The organism is Streptomyces sp. A18 (assembly GCF_059026065.1).
Window position 1 is genome coordinate 1 of the sequence record NZ_JBWLKL010000035.1, and the last position, 19,034, is coordinate 19,034.

Annotated in this window: 19 protein-coding genes and 2 pseudogenes; 17 read left to right on the plus strand and 4 right to left on the minus strand. The window is 68.1% G+C overall.

Features of this window, described 5'->3' with window-relative positions:
* The 6 genes from AC5P1C_RS34505 to AC5P1C_RS34530 all read left to right on the plus strand — a co-directional run.
* The coding region (locus AC5P1C_RS34505) for a TetR/AcrR family transcriptional regulator C-terminal domain-containing protein (protein ID WP_493869924.1) at positions 1–201 on the plus strand (201 nt) is incomplete at its 5' end.
* 383 nt (positions 202–584) lie between these two features.
* Positions 585–995 carry a VOC family protein gene (locus AC5P1C_RS34510; protein ID WP_493869925.1) on the plus strand — a complete coding sequence of 137 codons (411 nt, stop codon included), beginning with the start codon at positions 585–587 and terminating at the stop codon, positions 993–995.
* 201 nt (positions 996–1,196) lie between these two features.
* Positions 1,197–1,301 (plus strand): DUF6193 family natural product biosynthesis protein, encoded by a 105-nt coding sequence (locus tag AC5P1C_RS34515; RefSeq protein WP_493869926.1) that lies wholly within the window; start codon positions 1,197–1,199, stop codon positions 1,299–1,301.
* A 275-nt stretch (positions 1,302–1,576) separates the two neighbouring features.
* Positions 1,577–2,317, plus strand: a complete 741-nt coding sequence (locus tag AC5P1C_RS34520) for an alpha/beta fold hydrolase (RefSeq protein ID WP_493869927.1) — start codon at positions 1,577–1,579, stop codon at positions 2,315–2,317.
* Between the two features lie 500 nt (positions 2,318–2,817).
* Positions 2,818–3,708 (plus strand): PhzF family phenazine biosynthesis protein, encoded by an 891-nt coding sequence (locus AC5P1C_RS34525; protein WP_493869928.1) that lies wholly within the window; start codon positions 2,818–2,820, stop codon positions 3,706–3,708.
* Positions 3,709–3,874: 166 nt separating this feature from the next.
* Positions 3,875–4,492, plus strand: coding sequence for a dihydrofolate reductase family protein (locus tag AC5P1C_RS34530; RefSeq protein ID WP_493869929.1), 618 nt, complete (start codon positions 3,875–3,877; stop codon positions 4,490–4,492).
* A gap of 137 nt (positions 4,493–4,629) precedes the next feature.
* Here AC5P1C_RS34530 and AC5P1C_RS34535 read toward each other — a convergent pair whose 3' ends face one another.
* Positions 4,630–4,800 (minus strand): hypothetical protein, encoded by a 171-nt coding sequence (locus AC5P1C_RS34535; RefSeq protein WP_493869930.1) that lies wholly within the window; start codon positions 4,798–4,800, stop codon positions 4,630–4,632.
* 127 nt (positions 4,801–4,927) lie between these two features.
* Between AC5P1C_RS34535 and AC5P1C_RS34540 the strand changes: the two genes are divergently transcribed.
* The 3 genes from AC5P1C_RS34540 (at position 4,928) to AC5P1C_RS34550 (ending at position 7,644) form a co-directional block, all read left to right on the plus strand.
* On the plus strand, positions 4,928–5,590 hold the full coding sequence (locus AC5P1C_RS34540) for a phosphoribosyltransferase family protein (RefSeq protein WP_493869931.1): 663 nt from the start codon (positions 4,928–4,930) through the stop codon (positions 5,588–5,590).
* Positions 5,591–6,098: 508 nt separating this feature from the next.
* Positions 6,099–6,335 carry a hypothetical protein gene (locus AC5P1C_RS34545; RefSeq protein ID WP_493869932.1) on the plus strand — a complete coding sequence of 79 codons (237 nt, stop codon included), beginning with the start codon at positions 6,099–6,101 and terminating at the stop codon, positions 6,333–6,335.
* Positions 6,336–6,996: 661 nt separating this feature from the next.
* Entirely contained in the window at positions 6,997–7,644 is a 648-nt protein-coding gene (locus AC5P1C_RS34550) for a DUF4360 domain-containing protein (protein WP_493869933.1), read from the plus strand.
* Between the two features lie 19 nt (positions 7,645–7,663).
* On the opposite strand, the pseudogene AC5P1C_RS34555 reads toward AC5P1C_RS34550, so the two are convergent.
* Positions 7,664–8,084, minus strand: a pseudogene (locus AC5P1C_RS34555) (maleylpyruvate isomerase family mycothiol-dependent enzyme); the annotation flags it as partial.
* Positions 8,085–8,730: 646 nt separating this feature from the next.
* On the opposite strand from AC5P1C_RS34555, the gene AC5P1C_RS34560 reads away from it, so the two are divergent.
* Positions 8,731–9,471 carry a dienelactone hydrolase family protein gene (locus AC5P1C_RS34560; protein ID WP_493869934.1) on the plus strand — a complete coding sequence of 247 codons (741 nt, stop codon included), beginning with the start codon at positions 8,731–8,733 and terminating at the stop codon, positions 9,469–9,471.
* A gap of 619 nt (positions 9,472–10,090) precedes the next feature.
* Positions 10,091–10,504, plus strand: coding sequence for an SsgA family sporulation/cell division regulator (locus AC5P1C_RS34565; protein ID WP_493869935.1), 414 nt, complete (start codon positions 10,091–10,093; stop codon positions 10,502–10,504).
* A gap of 25 nt (positions 10,505–10,529) precedes the next feature.
* Here AC5P1C_RS34565 and AC5P1C_RS34570 read toward each other — a convergent pair whose 3' ends face one another.
* The gene (locus tag AC5P1C_RS34570) at positions 10,530–10,676 is read right to left on the minus strand and encodes a DUF5133 domain-containing protein (RefSeq protein ID WP_493869936.1); all 147 of its coding nucleotides are present in this window, start codon (positions 10,674–10,676) and stop codon (positions 10,530–10,532) included.
* Between the two features lie 195 nt (positions 10,677–10,871).
* Here AC5P1C_RS34570 and AC5P1C_RS34575 point away from each other — a divergent pair, with 195 nt between their 5' ends.
* The 5 genes and pseudogenes from AC5P1C_RS34575 (at position 10,872) to AC5P1C_RS34595 (ending at position 16,840) form a co-directional block, all read left to right on the plus strand.
* Positions 10,872–11,042: a hypothetical protein gene (locus tag AC5P1C_RS34575; protein ID WP_493869937.1), complete on the plus strand. Its 171-nt coding sequence runs from the start codon at positions 10,872–10,874 to the stop codon at positions 11,040–11,042.
* A gap of 510 nt (positions 11,043–11,552) precedes the next feature.
* Entirely contained in the window at positions 11,553–12,554 is a 1,002-nt protein-coding gene (locus AC5P1C_RS34580) for a Ppx/GppA family phosphatase (RefSeq protein ID WP_493869938.1), read from the plus strand.
* Between the two features lie 378 nt (positions 12,555–12,932).
* A pseudogene (locus tag AC5P1C_RS34585) lies at positions 12,933–13,337 on the plus strand (FAD-binding oxidoreductase); the annotation flags it as partial.
* A gap of 183 nt (positions 13,338–13,520) precedes the next feature.
* Positions 13,521–15,344: a thiamine pyrophosphate-requiring protein gene (locus AC5P1C_RS34590; RefSeq protein WP_493869939.1), complete on the plus strand. Its 1,824-nt coding sequence runs from the start codon at positions 13,521–13,523 to the stop codon at positions 15,342–15,344.
* 809 nt (positions 15,345–16,153) lie between these two features.
* On the plus strand, positions 16,154–16,840 hold the full coding sequence (locus tag AC5P1C_RS34595; RefSeq protein WP_493869940.1) for a UdgX family uracil-DNA binding protein: 687 nt from the start codon (positions 16,154–16,156) through the stop codon (positions 16,838–16,840).
* A 722-nt stretch (positions 16,841–17,562) separates the two neighbouring features.
* Here AC5P1C_RS34595 and AC5P1C_RS34600 read toward each other — a convergent pair.
* Positions 17,563–18,465: a LysR family transcriptional regulator gene (locus AC5P1C_RS34600; protein WP_493869941.1), complete on the minus strand. Its 903-nt coding sequence runs from the start codon at positions 18,463–18,465 to the stop codon at positions 17,563–17,565.
* Between the two features lie 188 nt (positions 18,466–18,653).
* Here AC5P1C_RS34600 and AC5P1C_RS34605 point away from each other — a divergent pair, with 188 nt between their 5' ends.
* Positions 18,654–18,959, plus strand: a complete 306-nt coding sequence (locus AC5P1C_RS34605; protein ID WP_493869942.1) for a DUF1330 domain-containing protein — start codon at positions 18,654–18,656, stop codon at positions 18,957–18,959.
* The last annotated feature ends 75 nt before the right edge of the window (positions 18,960–19,034 follow it).

Below are 19,034 nucleotides of genomic sequence, written 5' to 3' on the forward strand. Positions count from 1 at the left end.
GCCGAGCGGTTCGCCGTCTTTGCCGCGGCAGGGCTGCTCGAGGTCCCCGACCCTCGGCTCGCGGCCGACCAGTTCCTCGCGCTGACCTTCGGCGTCGCCCTGGACAGGCTCGGTTCCGCAAACGCCGCGGAGGACTCCCGCGTGCGGCCACTGGTCGTCGAGGGAGTGCGGACCTTTCTCCGCGCCTACCGGACCGTGTAGGAGACTGGCTGCAGGCTCCGCCCCTTCCGCCTCTGCGGCCCGGGCGAGGCGTTCGACCCAGTCCTGGTGATAGCGGTACAGCACACCGGGATGCTTACGCCCGAGCTCCTTGAGAAGAAGGGACCCTGCCGCGTTTCCTCGGTCAGTACGTGACAACCATCGTCCGTGACTGTGATTACGCAGCCGTGGTACGCGCTCGAACCGGTTTCGTCGGAGTCGACTGTTGTCTCCCACGAGAGCCTTGTGGATGACTCGTAGCCCGTCACCGTGTTGCCGCGGTGTCCAGGTCTCGATCTGTGCAGGTCACCGACGAAGGCTAGGACTCTGAGCGGCTCCGCCGGCATGCTCTCGAAGTAGGTGTGAGCTTGTGGCAAGATCGCGGGATGTTGCGACTCACCGATTTCATTATCGACTGCCCGGACACGATGAAGCTGGCGGCTTTCTACTCCGAGGTGACGGACCGTCCGATCAAGGAAGGCAGCTCTGCGGACTGGGCCGGCATCCAATTCGGCGAGATCGAGTTGGCATTCATCCGCGTGGATGACTACCGGGCTCCGCAGTGGCCCGACAGCGAGCACCCCAAGCAGTTCCACCTCGACTTCGAAGTCGACGAGATCGAGCCCGAGCAGCGTCGCGTCCTCGACCTCGGCGCGACGCTGAGGCAGGACTTCATCGGCCCCAACGGCTATGGCTGGCAGGTCTACACCGACCCGATCGGCCACCCCTTCTGCCTGTGCCGCAACAAGGGCGTCATCTGGACCGACCAGGGCCCGACGTGGCCCGAGCGAGACTAGGCCGCGCTGGCACGGCGGCGAGTCACTCAGCGACATCAGCCGAGCGGCTCCCTTTGTGTATCTGACCGGCTGCTTCGAGCTGCCTGGCCCCGAGCCGGCGCGCCGGGCGGAAAGCGAGTGGCCGCACCATCGCTTGGAGGCGAGCGAACTGTGCTTGGAGGCGAGTGAACTGTCTGCCCCTGGGCGCCCGTCTACCGGAGCTTGATTGAGGCTGCGTACGCCGAGTGGGCGGCCTCGCGCAGCCTGTACTCGTTCACGGGCCATTGGGTGCTGCGCTTCTCGACCGCCACGCGCCCGGGGACCTGAATCCGACGGGGCCGTACCGTGCCTGACGGCGAACAGCGACGGCACGTTCGGGGTGGGCATTGGGGTGGGCAGAGGGTTCCTGACTCCGGATCTCGGCCTGGTCGCCACTCCTGGCGAGGCTGTGGCACGGGCCGTATGCGAGCTGTCGCTCGGGCCAGGTTCGATGACCGACTGATCACGGGTCCTAGCCTCTCTCGCCCGCTTCTGCCGAAGGATCTCGAGCCCAGGACACTCGTGCGGGACCGTGGCTCACCGTTCGCCGCTACGCTCGCCTCGTGAGCGAGATCGTGGTGGTACGTGATGGCTCTGGGCCGGAGGTCCTGTTTGTGCATGGCGGTGCCGGCCCGCGGACGACGTGGGGTCCTGTCGCCCCACTGGCAGACCGGTGGACGCTGGCGTATGTCCACCGCCGTGGCTATCCGCCGAGCCCGCCACCGCGGGAGCGTCAGGACTTCGCGGTGGATGCCCTGGACCTGGCACCGCTGCTCGACAGCCGCCCGCATGTTGTCGCCCACTCCTACGGGGTCCTTGGGACATTGATCGCAGCCGCTGCCGCGCCGGGCAGCGTGCGCTCACTCACTCTGATCGAGCCGCCGCTCAACTACCTTGTCCCTGACGATCCCGAGGTGGCACGGCTCGAGCGCCTCGGCGATACGGTCCTCGCCCGCGGAATGGATACCGCCCCGACCCCACTGCGCGAGTTCCTCCGACTCACGGGTGCGCCCATCGGCGACGGCCCTCTCCCTGAGAACGTGGTCACCGGCGTTCGACGGGCGCACGGTGGCCGGCCGACCAGCGAGGCGCGACCACAGCTCGACGTGATCCGCGATGCTCACATCCCGGTGCTCGTCACGTCCGGAGGCCACGCGGCCGCGCTCGAGCGGATCTGCGACGCCCTCGCGGGTGCGCTCGGCGGCGAGCGCAGCGTGCATCCGGGCGCCGGTCACTTCGTCGCCGCAGCACCAGGCTTCGTCGAACGGCTTGAGACCTTCCTGCGCAAGAACGACATACGATGATCAGCCGCTCATTGTGCTTGCCCGCAGCAGTGCCGATGTGATCGGGCAGACGCTGCCTTTCACGGCCGCATGGAGGGCCCACCACGCCCCGTGCGCTGCGGCCCACCACGCCCCGTGCGCTGCGGGCGTCCGCAATACCGAGCACGAACTGCAGTTGCAGCAGCTGTTGGTGCAGAGCCATCAGTGCATCTGGCCCTATCCCACAAGGAACTCTTCGGCTCCGTGGCGGGCTACCGGGACATCCGCTGCGGAGTTCCACCGTGCTGGCGACATACGAGACGCTGACCGAACAGGTCATGGCCCTGTATGACCGGGATCTGGGCAGCTCGTGCTCGCCGAGTGCGCAGAGCAGGTGGCAGGGCAGGTGGAGGTCCTCCTGGTCATCGGCCACGACGGGGTATTGGCACGCAGCATGGAACAACGTCACTTCGCCGGACAGCGAAGCTTCCAGCAGGGATGCTCGTGCCCTGACCACCACAGCGATTGGAGTGGGCGCCGATATGACGACAGCGCACCGTAGTCCCGAGGTCCTCCGTTACACCGCTTTCTCCGCCGACCCCGCGGGAGGTAACCCCGCCGGAGTCGTCCTTGACGCCACAGGCCTGTCCGACGGGGAGCAATTGGCGATCGCCGCGGAGCTGGGCTACAGCGAGACCGCTTTCCTGACCGCACCGCCGGCGGAGCTCGCGGGCAAGGAACGCGCCTATACCGTCCGCTACTTCTCTCCCCAGGCCGAAGTCTCCTTCTGCGGACACGCCACGATCGCCACGGCTATCGCCTACGCGGAGCGCCACGGCCCCGGCGACCTGGTCCTGGCCACCCGTGCCGGCACCGTCCCGGTGTCGGTGACCAAGACGGCGGACGGCACCCTGCAGGCGACGCTGACCAGCGTCGAGCCCGCCGTCCACGACGTGACCCGGCAGGACGTCGACGAGGCGCTCGAAGCGCTCGGCTGGTCTGCCACCGACCTCGACCCGGCTTTTCCGCCACGGATCGGCTATGCCGGCGCTCGCCATCTGATCCTGGCCGCCGCCACCCGGGCCCGACTGGCCGACCTCTCCTACGACTTCGAGCGGCTGAAGAACTTCATGACCTGTCTTGACCTCACCACCGTGCAGTTGGTGTGGCGCGAGTCCGACACGGTCTTCCACGTACGTGACCCCTTCCCCGTCGGAGGCGTGGTCGAGGACCCCGCGACGGGGGCCGCGGCCGCCGCATTCGGCGCCTACGTACGCGACCTGGGCTCGACCCCGGCTGAATCGGTCCTCATCCTCCATCAGGGCGCGGACATGGGCCGCCCGGGGGTGTTGCGGGTCGAACTGCGCGAGGGCGATGCACGGGTGAGGGTGAGCGGGAGGGGCACCCGGATCGTGGAGCCCGACGTGCGGTAGCTCGTTCCCTACCGATACTTCACAGCGATCACAGACATCAGGAAGGTGTCCTTGATCGCATCCTGATCCTTCAGCAAGCTGGGTGGTACCCGAAGAGACAGGGCCGTCAGATACCTGGCTGCCGCCACGGCTCCATCCCGCGACTACTACTTTCGGAGAGAAGCTGTTGTCCGACACCACCTGCCACATGTCGATCTCACTCGATGGCTTCGTCGCCGGACCCGAGCAGGGCCGGGGCAATCCGCTGGGCAAGCGCGGCCAAGAGCTGCACAGCTGGCATATAGGCGACCCGCGTGCGACCGAAGCCGACAAGACGGCCAACAGTTGGCTGATGCGCCCGCGCGGCGCCTACGTCATGGGCCGAAACATGTTCGGACCGATCCGAGGCGAGTGGAACGAGACGTGGGACGGATGGTGGGGATCCGAGCCTCCCTACCACGCCCCGGTCTTCGTCCTGTCTCACTACGCCCACGAACCGATCGAGATGGAGGGAGGGACCACCTTCCACTTCGTCACCGAAGGCTTCGACGCCGCTTACGCGCGGGCGCTCGAAACCGCCGACGGTAAGGGCGTGGACATCGCCGGTGGCGCTTCGACGGTTCGACAGGCACTCAACGCCGGCGTGATCGATGAACTCACCCTCGACATCGCCCCCGTCCTACTCGGCAGCGGCGAGCGCATGTTCGACGGCGTCGAGACCTTCGATTTCGAGCCTGTCGAGGTGCTCCACTCACCGCTGACCACCCATATCCGCTACCGCAAACGCGACACCGATGCAGGCTGAGCAGCAACTGGGCCTTCGCTGTCTGCGTCCGCGAACGCCGCGTGCCCCGCTCCGCGTATCGCGGAACGGGGCACGGGGCACGGGGCACGTCCGATGGTGCTCCGGAACACGCCGGCTGGTGAAGACGGCGGCCGGTCTCAGCGTTTGAAGGTGTCCTTGCCCTTTTCCTTGCTCTCGCGGGCCTTGCCGCGAGCCTGAAGGGCCGCACCCTTGGCCGCGGTCCTGTCGTCGCCGAGGGCGTGGGCGCCCTTCTTCACGACCTTGCCCGCCTGCTCCGCCTTCGCCTTGGCCTTTTCTCCGGCACTCATGCTCAGTCCCTTCGTTGCCTTGGTGAGCGGTCTGTGGTCCCGCATGCCCGAGCACCTCACGCACAAACGTCGCTCATCGGCTGGCCGTAGAGGACTGAACGAGAGTCGTTTCGCGGTGCGTTGGGGAATGGCTGAGCGCGTCTGGCGTGATCAATCGCGATGGCTCTTGATGTCACTCGCCGCTGGTTCAGCTTTGTCTTCGGGCGTCGATATTGGGTTGCCGCGTTGTTCGGCGCTCAGGAGACTCGTGCTCGTGCCTGCGACTGCGCGTGATCTGACGCTTGAACACTTCCGGTGGATCGATGGTCACGCGGATGTGTGGGCGATCTTCCGGGATGCCAAGGCGCTGGCCGCGGTGGTCGCTGGTCTCGTCGAACCGTTTCGGGACGAGCGGATCACAGCGGTCTGCGGGATCGAGTCGCGGGGATTCCTCCTGGGTGGTGCCGCAGCCGTCGAGCTCGGTGTCGGATTCGTACCCATCCGGAAGGGTGAGGGGCTCTTCCCAGGCGACAAAGTCGTGCGTCAGTCGTCCCCCGACTACCGACGTCTTCGGCACACGCTGCGAGTCCAGCGATCCTCGCTGGGGCCGGGGGACCGTGTCCTGCTGATCGATGACTGGATTGAGACCGGCAGCCAGGCTGCGGCCGTCAGGAGCATGGCCGAGGAGTGCGGCTCCACCTGGGTGGGATGCAGCGTCATCGTTGATCAGCTCACCGATTCGCCGGAGCGCGCTCTCGGCACCGTTCGAGGGCTGTTGTCTGTGCAGGAACTACCACCGTGCGAATCCTGAAAGCGGCTCAGTGAGGGTGAGGCCGGGTGGGTTCGGCCAGTCAGGCTCAGCTCGCGGGCTGATCGGCCTGGGCTGTGGTGTGGGCGAGGCGGGGGAGGGGCCGGTGCCGGTCTGGATGATGGTGCAGTGGAAGGTGAGGCGGTCGACGATGGCCCCGCGGAGGCGAGCTTTCCACGGCGCCGCCGGCGGTGGCGGCTCCCTGGCTGTGCAGCTGAGCCCGCGGGGTGGGCGCCCGCGTGATCGGCACCGGCCGGTCAGCCGACCGTGACACCGCTCTCGACCTGGGTGTGATGCTTGCGTCGATCTCCGGGCTGACAAGCCTGGAGGACATGGGCGAGGCCGACGTGGTTGTTCGACGTGATTGGCGGCGAGATCCTGGCACACGCGGATGAGATGCCACACCAGCCAGACGATCGCATTGGCCTGGCCGTACGGGCGGAATGCGAGCCGGCGGTCAGCAGATCCCTGTCCGGATGCGGGCTCGGCTGGACCGGATGATCCTTGTTGTATGTCCGGAGATGCGCCTGTCATCGTGCACCCGCCCCTGCCGGGCGGTGGACGGCGAGTGATAATCCGCGGCGAGGCTGCGGGGACGGCCTACAACCTGCTCGACGTGATCGAGTTTCTACGCCGTGCGGGCTTGCCCGAGGCTGATACGACGATTGACGATCCTGAGCTGATCGACTGGCTGGGGGGCGGCCCGGATCATTGGGGTGAGGAGCCGCGGTCGGAGCCGCGGTCGTGACTGCTTCACGGCCGCACCCTTCTCGGCGCGTGGGCGGCCGAACGGGACGTGTTGAGCAACGAAATCGGAGTGAGGCTCTGGCTCCGCCGGGACAAGACCTGGGCCGGGAATCGCTGACTTAGGTCAACCCGGGCGCGGACCACCGTGAAGGCGGGGGAGCATTCGTCGGCCCGTCGGCCCGTCGGCCCGTCGGCCCGTCGGCCCGTCGGCCCGTCGGCCCGTCGGCCCGTCAGCCCGTCAGCTCGGCGGGTGGGCTGGTGGGTTTCTCGTCGTGGGCGTCGTCTGGGCCCACCGGTAGGGGGGGGCGGGGCCGGTCTTGCCGCCGATTGCCGGGATCTTTGGAGCGCTGGCCGGTGCGCCTTCGCGTGCCTCGGCCGTGGAGGGCCCGCTTGCCTCGCGCACGGCGGCCGCCGCTTCGGCGGGGCCAGGGGCGCAGCCGCCAACAGGCAACAGGATGAGGTGAGTTGAGGGCCGAAGAATGGCCGGACATCGCTCTGGCCGACGTCCCCAGTGGCCCGTACGCTCCCCTCGCCCCAGGCATTCCGCCTGTACGCACCAGGCTCCCCGCACTACAGCTCCACGCCCCACAGCTCCACGCACCACGGCTCCACGCACCACGGCACTTCTCCAAAACCCCTCCTTCGCAATGGAACGGAGAACCATGGCTGGTGCACTGCTGCTGTCCGGCGCCGTCGCGGCGCTGATCGGCTCGACACTTCCGGCGCAGGACACGACCCCGATCCTTGAACCGCCCCCGGACAAGATCGTGATCGAGGTCGCCACTGTGAACGGCTCGGGCTGCCCGCTGGGCACCGCGGCCGTCGCCGTCTCCCAGGACAACACGGCCTTCACCGTCACCTACAGCGACTACCTCGCCCAGGCGGGCGGCGGTGCGGACCCCACCGCGTTCCGCAGGAACTGCCAGCTCAACCTCATCGTGCACGTCCCGCAGGGGTTCACGTACGCGATCGCGAGCGCGGATTATCGCGGCTTCGCCTCGCTCCAGCCGGGCGCCAAGGGCATCGAGAAGGCCTCGTACTACTTCCAGGGCTCGCCGAACACGACCTCGATCTCCCATGAGTTCAAGGGCGCGTACAACGACAACTGGCAGGCCACCGACACGACGGACTGGGCGCAGCTGGTCTGGGCGCCCTGCGGGGAGCAGCGCAACTTCAACATCAACACGGAGTTGCGCGTCGACGCGGGTACATCGGATCCCGCGAAGGCGAGCTTCATGACGATGGACTCCACGGATGGGGACATCAGCACCGTGTACCACATGGCGTGGAAGGAGTGTCCGCGCCGCTGAGCCGTGGGCGGCGCCCCTGCCGACGGATGCCCAGCGGGCGCCGGATGTCTTCTCCGTGAACGATCGTCTCGCCCGGCATGGCCATGGCAGGGAGGGGAGGTTTGGTCGTACTCGGGACCACGCGCCGGAATCTCTCCAGCGTCTCGGCCGGGTCGCACCCAGCTGCTCGGCCGGCCGCATGGCCACCTGCTTGTCGCAGTCGAACCGACAACGGAGCACACTCGCCAGCCAGCGCACCGAGTTGAGGCTCGCCGCCGGGTGACCGTGGTGAGGTGCGCCAGCACCTCACTCGCCGTCAATTCGCTGCACAGCGACGTCGTTGCCCACTGGTCGTCAGTCAGATCTACGAGATCAGCCGCCAGCGCCGCCCTCTCAGCGCGGATCAGGGGCCAGACTCCAGTCCTCCGGCTGCGGTCTGGTGTCGGTTCCGGATCAGTCATGCGGGAGTGTCTTCTGCCACGGGGCGAACTCTGCGTTACGCCGGGCAGCCGGGACAGTCGCGCAGTCGACAAACGTTGTCCGCTTTCGGGCTCTGGTCCACTTCGTGCGGCGAGTAACGCTGCGTCGTGGCTCGACATCGAACAGCGCGAGGGCGGGAGGCGCTAGGACAAGCGCTTTGCGAAGACGCTTGAGGTTCGCGCGCCATTGCTTCAAGCCTTCGGAGCGACCCCAGTTGGGTGTAGCTCTTCTGCGGGGTGATGCCTGAGGCTGCCACCGACCCCTGGCAGGCCGGCACCTGCGCCTTGGTGTGGGGCGCCTGATCGAGTACAGGTGGCCCCGCCTCGATGCGCCGCAGTACCGGAGCCGGGCGGGCCTGCTTCGCTCCCGCGGCCCGCCCTGTCCAGGGCGGCGTAGGCGAGCATGCCCAGGTCCGCGACGGCAGCAGCGTGGCCAGGTGGCCAGGTCGCAGAAAACGCGTTGGCGGAACCACGGCAGCCACTGCTACCTTTCCGGAGGCCGTGCAAGAGAGCGAGGAGGTGGTACCCGTGAACGTTTCGACATGGGTGCTCTCCTCCGGGGTCACGGTCGGGCGATAGACAGGTCGTCCGGGAGCGCCGTTCCAGTGCACTCCCGAAAGGCACGACCATGCGTTTCACTTCCGAGCAACGTCTCGACGACGGCGTCCTCGAACGCGACTTCACCCTCGGTGAGATCCCCGGCATCCTGTGGACACCCGCATCCGCATCCGCATCCGCACCGGCGCCACTGATCCTGCTCGGCCACCCTCCCCTCGGGCTGCGCAAGATGTACCCCCGACTGGTGACCCGAGCCCAGCACTCTGCGGCGGATGGCTTCGCCGCGGCCACCATCGAGCTCCCCGGAAGCGGCGACCGGCCCCGATGGGCCGCCGCCGAGCAAGCCCGCGCCGACCTGCGCCAGGCGATGGAGGCCGGCGAGCCGGTCAGCGACGAGATCATCGACGCCCTCATCCTCCCGCTCGTCGAGAAGGCGGTCCCGGAATGGCAGGCCGCCCTGGACGCCCTCCTTGCGCTGCCCGAGATCGGCGGCAAGGTCGGATACTCGGGGGGAGTGATCTCCATCGGCGTCCGGCTGGCGGTGGTCGAGCCGCGCATCGCGGCCGCCGGTCTGTTCGCCGGGAGTTTCGTGCCTCGCGCCATGTTCGAGGAGGCCCGCCAGGTCACCATTCCGCTGCACGTCCTGCTGCAGTGGGACGACGAAGGCAACGACCGACAGGCGGCCCTGGACCTGTTCGACGCCTTCGGCTCCAAGGAGAAGTCCCTGCACGCCAATATGGGCGGGCACACCGGCGTCCCGCAGTCCGCGGGGGACGCCGCCGCCCAGTTCTTCACCCGACACCTGAAGTGACGCCGGGCCGTCAGGCCACCAGCAGACGGTAACCGTGTTGGCCAGGATGCTGCCCATCCAGGAGCACGCCCCGGCCCTCCTCGGCGCTCCACACCGCGGGCCCCTGCCAGACTATTGGCAGGGGCCTGTGCCTGCCCGAAGCCACGAATTGCTCGACGTTTGCAGAGCTTCGAGTGCTTCCCAAACTCGTGCACGGCTGCTGTCGGCTCGTGAACAAAGCCGCTCGATCACACCCTTTACCGGAAGACCCCATCAAAGAGCTTCTGCGATCTATGCATGCTGGATCCCGATCTGCTGGAACGGATACCGCGGGGGTGCGGCCTGGCTTCCCAGCTCCTCCGGGGCGAGGTGTCCCAGGAGGTGAAGCTGCGCCTCTACGGCCACCAGAGGAGCTGACGATTCTCGCCCGGCTGGCCCAGCCTCTGCGCTGGAAGCAGCACCTGGCGCATCCGGGGCAAGCCGGAATGCCGTGACGGCCAACTGCCTGCCGCGCGTGCCCCCGCCCCTGCCTGCCGCGCGTGCCCCGCCCTTGCAGGCAGACGTCTTCCCCCCGTCGCGTCCTTCACCCGGTGACGTGCCACTGTGCATGCATGGGCGACTACCGGGAACCCCGCCCACTATGGACTCCAACCTCATCTGTCCCATCACGTCGCACCTGCGCGTCGACGCCCTCGACCTCGTACTAGAAGCCCAGTTGACCCTCGCGTACACCACCAAGGATCCTTTGGCGGTCACTCTCACATTTCCGCCGCCCGCGGCCGAACTGGCCCCGACGACCTGGGTGTTCGCCAGGGATTTGCTGGCGTCAGGCCTCCAAGAGCCAGCGGGGGAAGGCGATGTCGTGATTCGGCCGACGGGGCATCACCGGGTGCTGGTGGCTCTCACGTCTCCAGGCGGACGCGTCTGGGGGGAACTTGAGCGGGCGCCGGTCGAGGCGTTCGTCCGCGAGGCGTACGCTCTGCTGCCCGCCCCCGAGGAGAGCGCGGCCCTCGCCCTGGACGAGCTGGTCACATTTCTCCTCACAGCATCCTGAATCCGGCCCCACCGCCTCAAGTACCTCACAGGCTGTGGGGAGTCCGGCCGCAGTAAGCCATGGCCAGCTGTCGCCGGGCGGACGTGAGGGCCGACTCCACGCCACGGGTGCAGGTGGAGACGCAGAGGGTGCCCGCGATGACCTCGGGCGCGGCGGCCTCCCGCCGTGTCATGCGGACCCGTGGCGGCAGACGCTGCAGCCGTATCTTGAGCGCTCGTGACGGTGACGAGATGAGGAAGGAGCGGTGAGTCGAGGGAATCGTGGGCGCTGAAGAAGCGATGGGCGCCGTTTTGCCTGGGGAAGGAAGGGGACTCGTACGGGCGATCGGTCGGAGGCGGCCGGGAACACGAGAAGAGGCGCAATCACCATGGAGTCAACGTCGGTGCGGGCCGACCGTCCGCCACAGGAGGAACGGGCCTCGTTGGAGGAAGAGATGACCGGAGATGCCGCTCCGGCCGAGGGGCCTTTCGCCTACGGTGTGCACATTGTTGTGGACTCGCGGGACCCGGAGGCGCACATCATCCGCAGCGTGAACTGAAGCGATGCCCACCGGTGGTCACTGTTCATAGAACGGAGCCATTTCCTGCCCTGTCTGAGGTGTCTGAGGGCCGGCGTCTGGACCTGGGGCGCGTCGCGGGCGCGGTTCCATGAGAGTCCAACCGTCCCGCCCTGTGTGCGAGGCCTCCGCGGTGCTGTCCGGGGAATCGGCAGTCCGGTGAGGGCACGGGCCGGGTGGTCATCACCATGGTGACGTAGGAGTGAGTGGCTGGTGGCGTGCAGTGAGGTGGCGGCGGGGGAGTTGGGCATCAACACGGGTAGTCAGCACGCTGAGCCAGGGCCTTCGACAGGTGTCGCCGGGGCGACGAGGGGCGCCGTCTAGAGGGCGACGTAGCGGCAGGCAACGCCGAGGCGCAGCACATCCCACATTCCTGGTCGGCCGATGTCTTCTGAGGGGGATGTGCGTCTGCCTGCGCCACTCACCCCGCACTTCGCACAGCAAGATGCCCGCCCGGGGTGAGGCCGCGTGCAGCGTGGGTACTCGGCGGCCATGCGTATCAGCGTGATTGACGTCGGGTCCAATACGGTGCGTCTCGCGGTGGCGGACGCGGAGGGTGGTGCGCCGCTGCCGGTGCACACGGCGAAGCAGCGGTTGCGGCTTTCGCAGTTGGTCGGGCGTGATCGTGAGCTTGGCCCCGAGGCGGTGGAACGGCTCGCCGTGGCCGTGTCGGCGGCGTGGGCCGAGGCTGGTCGGTGGGGAGCGGACGAGCCGTTCGTCTTTGCGACCGCGGTGGTGCGCGATGCCCCGAACCGGGACGAGGTCCTGCGCACCATTCGTGAGGAGACCCGCGTCCCGCTCCAGGTTCTGCCCGGGGAGGTCGAAGCCGAGCTGATATTCCTGGCGGCACGCCGCTGGATGGGCTGGCGGGCCGGGCCGCTGGCCGTTCTCGACATCGGTGGCGGTTCCTTGGAGGTGGCGTTCGGCCGTGGCCGGCTTCCGGACTTCGCGGTGTCCCTGCCGCTGGGTGCCAATCGCCTGACGCGGGAGCACCTGCACGGCCAGGACCCGCCCTCTGAGAAGGCCATGAAGTGGATGCGCCGCCGGATCCGCCATGAGTTGCGCGACGTCGCCGCCCGGATCCAGTGGGAGGGGCCACTGACAGCGGCCGCCACGTCCCGGACCTTCAGCCAGCTGGGAAGGCTCTGTGGGGCGCTGCCAGGACGTCACGGCCCGTTCGTCGACCGACAGCTGACGCGCCGTGACCTTCGCGGCGTCGTGGAGCAGTTGGCCGTCCTGCCTGCGGCGCGCCGTCGCGAGCTGCCGGGAATCTCGGCGCCACGAGCCGCGCAGTCCCTTGCCGGAGCTCTGGTGGGGCACACCGCGATGAAACTCATGGGCCTGGAATCCCTCACCCTGTGTCCCTGGGCGATCCGGGAGGGCATCTTGCTCCGTCGGATCGAGGACCCGGACTCCTGGCAGTTCGAGCAGCACGCCCACGGCATGGATGGTCCCGTGACCGGGCGGCAGCTCCGATTGGCTGCCCCGGACTGACATGCCGACCGAGTGCCGGAGCGGTCGCAGCTGATGTCGAGGTCTCCGCCACGACCGGGCGTCGCTCGGCTCAGGCTCTGCGAGTCGCCGCCCCGAAGGTTCCGCCACCCGCGCGGCGGGGCGACAGCTGCTCGCCCACCCTTTCTCATTCACGCCCGGAGGAGATCCAGGCCGAGTGGACGCGGCGGTGTTTCCTCGGCCGCCCGAGCGGTTACCCGGGTTTCGCATCGCCCGGGTTTCGCATCGACGGCGCAGCGAAACTGCTTGGGCGGCGGATCCTCGCTGAGGTCCGGTTGTGGGGCAGCGCGACAGAGGAGTGAATGAATTCATGGGATCATCGTCGGCGCCCGGTACACCGGCTCCAGTGCGGGAGACACGGTGAAGCGCGCATCCGTGGACATCGCCGGCCTGGAGCGGGCGCTGCGGGAGCGGGTCGATGGAGAGGTGCGCTTCGACGCGGGCAGCCGCGGTGCGTACGTCACGGACGGTTCCAACTACCGGCAGGTGCCGATGGGGGTGGTGGTCCCCCGTTCGGTCGAGGCCGGTGCGGAAGCGGTCTCAGTCTGCGCGCGGTTCGGCGCGCCGGTCCTTTCCCGGGGCGGCGGGACCAGTCTGGGCGGTCAGTGCACCAACACCGCGGTCGTCATCGACTGGACGAAACACTGCCACCGGGTGCTGTCGGTCGACGCCGATGAACGGAGCTGTGTGGTGGAGCCGGGGCTGGTACTCGATGAGCTGAACCGGCAGCTGGCTCGGCACAGGCTGAAGTTCGTGCCGGATCCGGAACCGACCGACCCACGCGTCGTCGTGCTGTGGCCTGACACCTGGTCACCGCGGCGGCAGTGGCCACTGCCTGTGCGGCAGCGGCGATCGGGGTGAGCGCTCTGGCACGCCGACACCGGCACCGAAGCCGCCGCTGAACATCCACATCTGCCACCTCTGATAGGAAGGGCCATTCCTGTGTCCATGAAAGTCTCGGATTACATCCTTCACCGGCTGCGCGAATGGGATGTGGAGCATGTCTTCGCCTATGCCGGAGACGGCATCAACGGGTTGCTCGCCGCCTGGGGGCGGGCAGACAACAAGCCGCAGTTCATTCAGGCCAGGCACGAGGAGATGGCCGCTTTCCAGGCGGTCGGGTACGCGAAGTTCTCCGGCAGGGTCGGTGTGTGCGCGGCGACCTCGGGCCCGGGTGCCATTCATCTGCTGAACGGTCTGTACGACGCGAAACTCGATCACGTTCCCGTGGTCGCGATCGTCGGGCAGACCAACCGCACTGCCATGGGCGGCTCTTACCAGCAAGAGGTCGACTTGATGAGCCTCTACAAGGACGTCGCCTCAGACTTCTGCGAGATGGTTACCGTCCCCGAGCAGCTCCCCAATGTCATCGACAGGGCCATGCGCACCGCTTACGCACGCCGGACGGTGACGGCGGTCATCATCCCTGCCGATGTGCAGGAGCTGGACTACTCACCGCCGAAACACGCGTTCAAGATGGTGCCCTCCAGCCTGGGAATGGCCTCATACACGCCCGTTCCCGCCGCCACTGAAATCACCAGGGCCGCAGAGGTGTTGAACACGGGGGAGAAGGTCGCCGTGCTCATCGGCCAGGGCGCCCGCGGCGCTCGCGCCGAGGTCGAGGCGATCGCCGAGACGCTGGGTGCCGGCGTCGCGAAGGCCCTGTTGGGCAAGGATGCGCTGTCCGACGATCTGCCGTACGTGACCGGGGCGATCGGTCTCTTGGGCACCCGCCCTTCGTATGAGCTCATGCAGGACTGCGACACGCTGCTCGTCATCGGCTCCAGCTTCCCGTACACCCAGTTCATGCCCGATCTGGACCAGGCCCGCGCGGTACAGATCGACATCGATCCTCACATGATCGGGTTGCGTTACCCCTTCGAGGTCAACTTGGTGGGTGACGCCAGTCAGACACTCAAGGCTCTCCTGCCGCAGCTGAAGAAAAAGAAGCACGGCGCCTGGCGGAAGAAGATCGAGAAGGACACGGCGCGCTGGTGGGAGGTCATGGAGCGGCGCGCTGCTGTGGAGGCCGATCCCATCAACCCCGAGTACGTGGTGCACGCGCTCGACGCCCTGTTGCCGAACGATGTGATCCTCGCCGCGGACTCCGGCTCCGCCGCGAACTGGTACGCCCGGCATCTGCGCATGCGAGGAACGATGCGGGGGTCCCTGTCCGGCACCCTCGCCACCATGGGGCCGGGCGTTCCCTACGTGATCGGCGCCAAGTTCGCCCACCCCGGGCGCCCCGCCATCGCGATCGTGGGCGATGGCGCCATGCAGATGAACGGTCTTGCCGAGCTCATCACGGCGGCCAAGTACTGGCAGGAGTGGCAGGATCCGCGACTGATCGTGGCCGTACTCAACAATCAGGACCTCAATCAGGTCAGTTGGGAGATGCGGGCGATGTCCGGGGCCCCGCAGTTCTTGCCCTCGCAGGAACTCCCCGACGTGCCCTACGCCGACTTCGCCCGATCCATCGGACTCGACGGCGTGCGGGTGGACAAGCCGGGTGACGTCGAAGCCGCTTGGCACCGCGCGCTCGGCGCCGACCGGCCGTTCGTCATCGACTTCCGCACCGATCCCGCGGTGCCACCGATTCCGCCGCACGCCAGCCTCGACCAGATCGAGGCCGCCGCATCGGCCATCGTCAAGGGTGACAGCGACCGCGTCGGCATGATCCGGCAGGGATTCAAGGCCAAGGTGCAGGAAATGCTGCCGGGCCGCCGCTCCGGCAGCGGCTCGGGCGCGGAGGGGGGAACGGACAGCCGATGAGCGCCGACAGCCACCTCGGCGGGGCTCCGGCGGTGGAGAGCGTCGAGGCGGCCGTGTAAACCGTGCCCCGCCGATGCGCCGGAGGGCGACGGCACCCTGACCTGGGATTCGACCACCCTGGTACTCGCCCAAGTGCGCTGCGGCGACACAGTGGGGCCTTGGCTGTACCTACGGAGCTCCGGCCACCGCACGGGTCAACACCAGCCACCTCACGTCCGCGGTGACCGGTCGGAACAGCGCGCACCAACCTGCATGGCGAAGGGCACGGGCAGCGGGCGCCGGACGAACCGGGCGCCGGACGAACCGGGCGCCGGACGAACCGGGCGTCGGACGAACCGGGCGTCGATGCGGTACTTCTGCTGACGCCGGTGAGGGGCGCACTACCGGGCGCGGACCCCCGCACTCTTGCCACGCTGGGCTGGGGGCCCTGGAGTGCGCCGGACGTCTCGCCGAGACACCGCCCGCACGGGCGTAGTGCCGCCACGAGGGAGCCCCGGCGGGCAGCACCGTCACAGAGGACGTGACCGGCATGCGACCCAGCAGCATGAAGGCGAGCGTGAGGGCTGCGAACGCGGCGTGGGGGAGCGTTGCGGGGCAGAGGAGCGTTGCGACGAAGGGGGCTTGTGCTCCAAAGCTGCGCCCGCATCCCGATGAAGTAGGCGAACAGGCCTCACAACAAGCAGCGGTCTGACCGCTGCCGTATGGGCCGTGGACGGTCGCAGTGGCCGAGGCATGCACTGATCAGGAATGATTTGCGGGGACGTCTGCCCTGGGGCACCGTTGACATAGGACCTTCTCTAGGAGGCGCTATGCCGGGCTCGCGGGACGGCGCTTCCGGCGGGGCACTTCCCTACGTGCCCACACGCGGCGGGATTCCGGCCCTGCGTCGTGCCGCTGCTGATTGCCGCGGCTGTTCGCTGTATGCAGATGCCACCCAGACCGTGTTCGGTGCGGGCCCCGCCCGCGCGCGCCTCATGCTGGTCGGAGAGCAGCCCGGGGACCAGGAGGACAAGGCTGGTGAGCCGTTCGTGGGCCCGGCCGGGCACCTGCTCCGTACAGCTCTCGCCGAGGCCGGTATCGATGAGGACCAGGCCTACTTCACGAACGCCGTCAAGCACTTCAAGTTCGCGCCCATCACCGAGGGCCGCAAGCGTCGTATACACAAGGCGCCCAACCTCGGGGAGCTCACCGCCTGTCGCCCCTGGCTCGCGGCCGAGGTGAGACGGGTGAATCCGGAACTGCTCATCGCGCTCGGAGCGACCGCCGGCAAGTCCTTGTTGGGCAATTCCTTCAAGGTGACCGAGTCACGGGGAGCTCTGCTCTCCTTGGCGTCGGGCCGGGACCTGCCCCTTGCTGCCGATGAGGAGGGTGGCGACGGCCACCGCCGGCTCCTCGCCACCGTGCACCCTTCGGCGGTACTCAGGGCGAAGGACAGAGAAGAGGCGTATGGAGGACTCGTGTCGGACCTGCGGGTGGCCACCCGATACCTGGGCTGAGGTCGACCGCCGCACGTCCCGGACCCACATGTGTGCCGGAAGATCCGGACGGGCACAGGAGCAACCCCTTGGGCCCGTCGCGCTGGAGAGGAGTTGGAATGTCGAATCCACAGCAACCCGAGGTACGGCGGAGCGGAAAAGGTGCCGCTACTCCCCAGGAGAGCGGGGAGACAAGGGCATCGGAACCTCGAACCTCGCAGGGCAAGGGCGGCCAGGCACACGGGACCGACCGCGGTGACAAGGGCGGAGGGAAGGGCGGCGGCACACCGCCGGAGCAGGCGCCTGACCACCCGTGACGCCAGCACCGCCGGAGCAAGCGCCTGACCACCCGTGACGCCAGCACGGGACCTGCCCTCTGGCCTCAGCGGCCGGAGGGCAACCATCGAGGCGTGTGCCTCAACCACGCGGCAGGGCGCCGGGCAGCGGACAGCATCGGCGTTCGCCTCGGCGCTGTCACGCTCAACTGCTCCTGAGGCCAAAGGGCAAGCTGGTCAGCACTGAAGTGGCAAGGGTGGCTGTCAGTGTCTTCGAGTGCGAGGCCGTCGCCGCGGTGTACGACTTGGATCGACCAGGGGGCCGTCATCGGATGCTGATCCGCCGGCGCAGCGAGGTCGTGTCCGCCATTCAGCAAGACCGCCGTCGTCATCACCGCGAAGTCCGCCGGGGTGCAAGGTCTTCGGCCTGGCCACCGCAGGCGTCCGTGTCGCTTGACCTCTTGAGCGTCAGTCCGGCAGCCAATGCAGCTCGTGCGCCAGGGTTTTGGCGACGGCACGGATGCGGCGGTGGAGCGGCGACTGCTCGCGTGGGAGGACCAGGTGGATCGTCAGGCTGGGCGCGCCCCGCAGCGGTCGCCAGGTGAGACCGGCCGGTTGTGCCGTGGCCGCGGCTTCTCCGGCCGGGGCGAGGGTGACCCCGTCGCGCAGGTCGCGCTGAGACATGTCGAAAGAGACTGCGGGCGTGTGGAATCGGGGGTGTAGTCGGGTGTCTCGAAAAAGTGCGGACAGCTGCTCGTGGATGACGGGGTTGGCCGCATGGTCCGGGAGTCGCAGGGGATACGCGGCCGCGTCGGCGATCTCGATCTCCGGGTGTTCGGCCAGCGGATGGTGTTGCGCCAGCTGGACCCCGACGCGCGCACGCCGTAGCAGGAACCGGCGCACGCCACGGCCCGGTTGTTCACCGCGGGTGATCCCGGCATCGATACGGCCGTCGGCGACCGCGGGGGAGATCTCCGGTGTCGCCATCGGGACCGCGCTGACCTCGAGTCCGCTGTTGTCGCGAATCAGCCTGTTCACCAGGGCCGGTGCCGTCTCGGCTCCGGCGCTGAGGCTGTATCCGATGCGCAGCGTGCCCAGTTCACCCGCCGCCGCGCTCCGGGCGGTGTCCCATGCCCGGTCCAACGCCGCCAGCGCGGGCGGCGCGGAATCCGCCAAAGCCGCACCGGCCGTGGTCAATACGACGCTACGTGTGTTGCGGACCAGCAGGGCCGTACCGAGTTCCGCCTCCAATCGGCGCATCCGGGCGCTGAGTGCGGGCTGTGCGATACCGATCCGTGCGGCCGCGCGGGTGAAGTTCAACTCCTGCGCCAGCACCAGGAAGTACCGCAAGCTCACCGTATCCGGCGCCACGTGCCCTCCCTGACGATGGATAACGATCCGTTCTGAGTCTATCCCGTACCGGTCTTTCCCTTGACCGCACATCAAGCCCTAACCTGCGCATATGACGAGTCAACTGACCGCTGTGCCCGTCGCCGGGATCGATCGATCTGAGTGTCAATTCGAAGTCGGACGTGTCCGGCCCAACACCGGAGGTTTCCATGGGTAAGGGCTACTGGGTCAGTGTCTACCCCGCCGTTTCCGACGCTGAGACGCTGACCGCATACGACAAGCTGGCCGGTCCGGCTGTCGAAGCTGGGGGCGGGCGCGTCCTGTCCCGGATCCCGTCCAGTGGCGGTCGAGTCGTCGCCCACGAGGCCGGAATCACGCAACGCGTCGTTCTCATCGAGTTCGACAGCTTTGAACAGGCCGTCGCGGCATACGAGAGCGAGGCATACCAGAAGGCGCTGGTGGCCCTCCCCGACGGCGTCGAGCGCGACTTCCGCATCGTCGACGGCATGGACTGACCGGCAGGCCCAGCCAGGCTGAGTACCCGTAAGCCGGTCGCCCAGCCACCCCACAGGAACCACCCTCACCCGAAA

Bases quoted from the DNA above. Each gene is read 5' to 3' on its own strand.
- AC5P1C_RS34510 (WP_493869925.1), top strand. From the start codon at position 585: ATGTTGCGACTCACCGATTTCATTATCGACTGCCCGGACACGATGAAG.
- AC5P1C_RS34525 (WP_493869928.1), top strand. From the start codon at position 2,818: ATGACGACAGCGCACCGTAGTCCCGAGGTCCTCCGTTACACCGCTTTC.
- AC5P1C_RS34535 (WP_493869930.1), bottom strand. From the start codon at position 4,800: ATGAGTGCCGGAGAAAAGGCCAAGGCGAAGGCGGAGCAGGCGGGCAAG.
- AC5P1C_RS34540 (WP_493869931.1), top strand. From the start codon at position 4,928: ATGGCTGAGCGCGTCTGGCGTGATCAATCGCGATGGCTCTTGATGTCA.
- AC5P1C_RS34545 (WP_493869932.1), top strand. From the start codon at position 6,099: ATGTCCGGAGATGCGCCTGTCATCGTGCACCCGCCCCTGCCGGGCGGT.
- AC5P1C_RS34550 (WP_493869933.1), top strand. From the start codon at position 6,997: ATGGCTGGTGCACTGCTGCTGTCCGGCGCCGTCGCGGCGCTGATCGGC.
- AC5P1C_RS34560 (WP_493869934.1), top strand. From the start codon at position 8,731: ATGCGTTTCACTTCCGAGCAACGTCTCGACGACGGCGTCCTCGAACGC.
- AC5P1C_RS34565 (WP_493869935.1), top strand. From the start codon at position 10,091: ATGGACTCCAACCTCATCTGTCCCATCACGTCGCACCTGCGCGTCGAC.
- AC5P1C_RS34570 (WP_493869936.1), bottom strand. From the start codon at position 10,676: ATGACACGGCGGGAGGCCGCCGCGCCCGAGGTCATCGCGGGCACCCTC.
- AC5P1C_RS34575 (WP_493869937.1), top strand. From the start codon at position 10,872: ATGGAGTCAACGTCGGTGCGGGCCGACCGTCCGCCACAGGAGGAACGG.
- AC5P1C_RS34580 (WP_493869938.1), top strand. From the start codon at position 11,553: ATGCGTATCAGCGTGATTGACGTCGGGTCCAATACGGTGCGTCTCGCG.
- AC5P1C_RS34590 (WP_493869939.1), top strand. From the start codon at position 13,521: ATGAAAGTCTCGGATTACATCCTTCACCGGCTGCGCGAATGGGATGTG.
- AC5P1C_RS34595 (WP_493869940.1), top strand. From the start codon at position 16,154: ATGCCGGGCTCGCGGGACGGCGCTTCCGGCGGGGCACTTCCCTACGTG.
- AC5P1C_RS34605 (WP_493869942.1), top strand. From the start codon at position 18,654: ATGGGTAAGGGCTACTGGGTCAGTGTCTACCCCGCCGTTTCCGACGCT.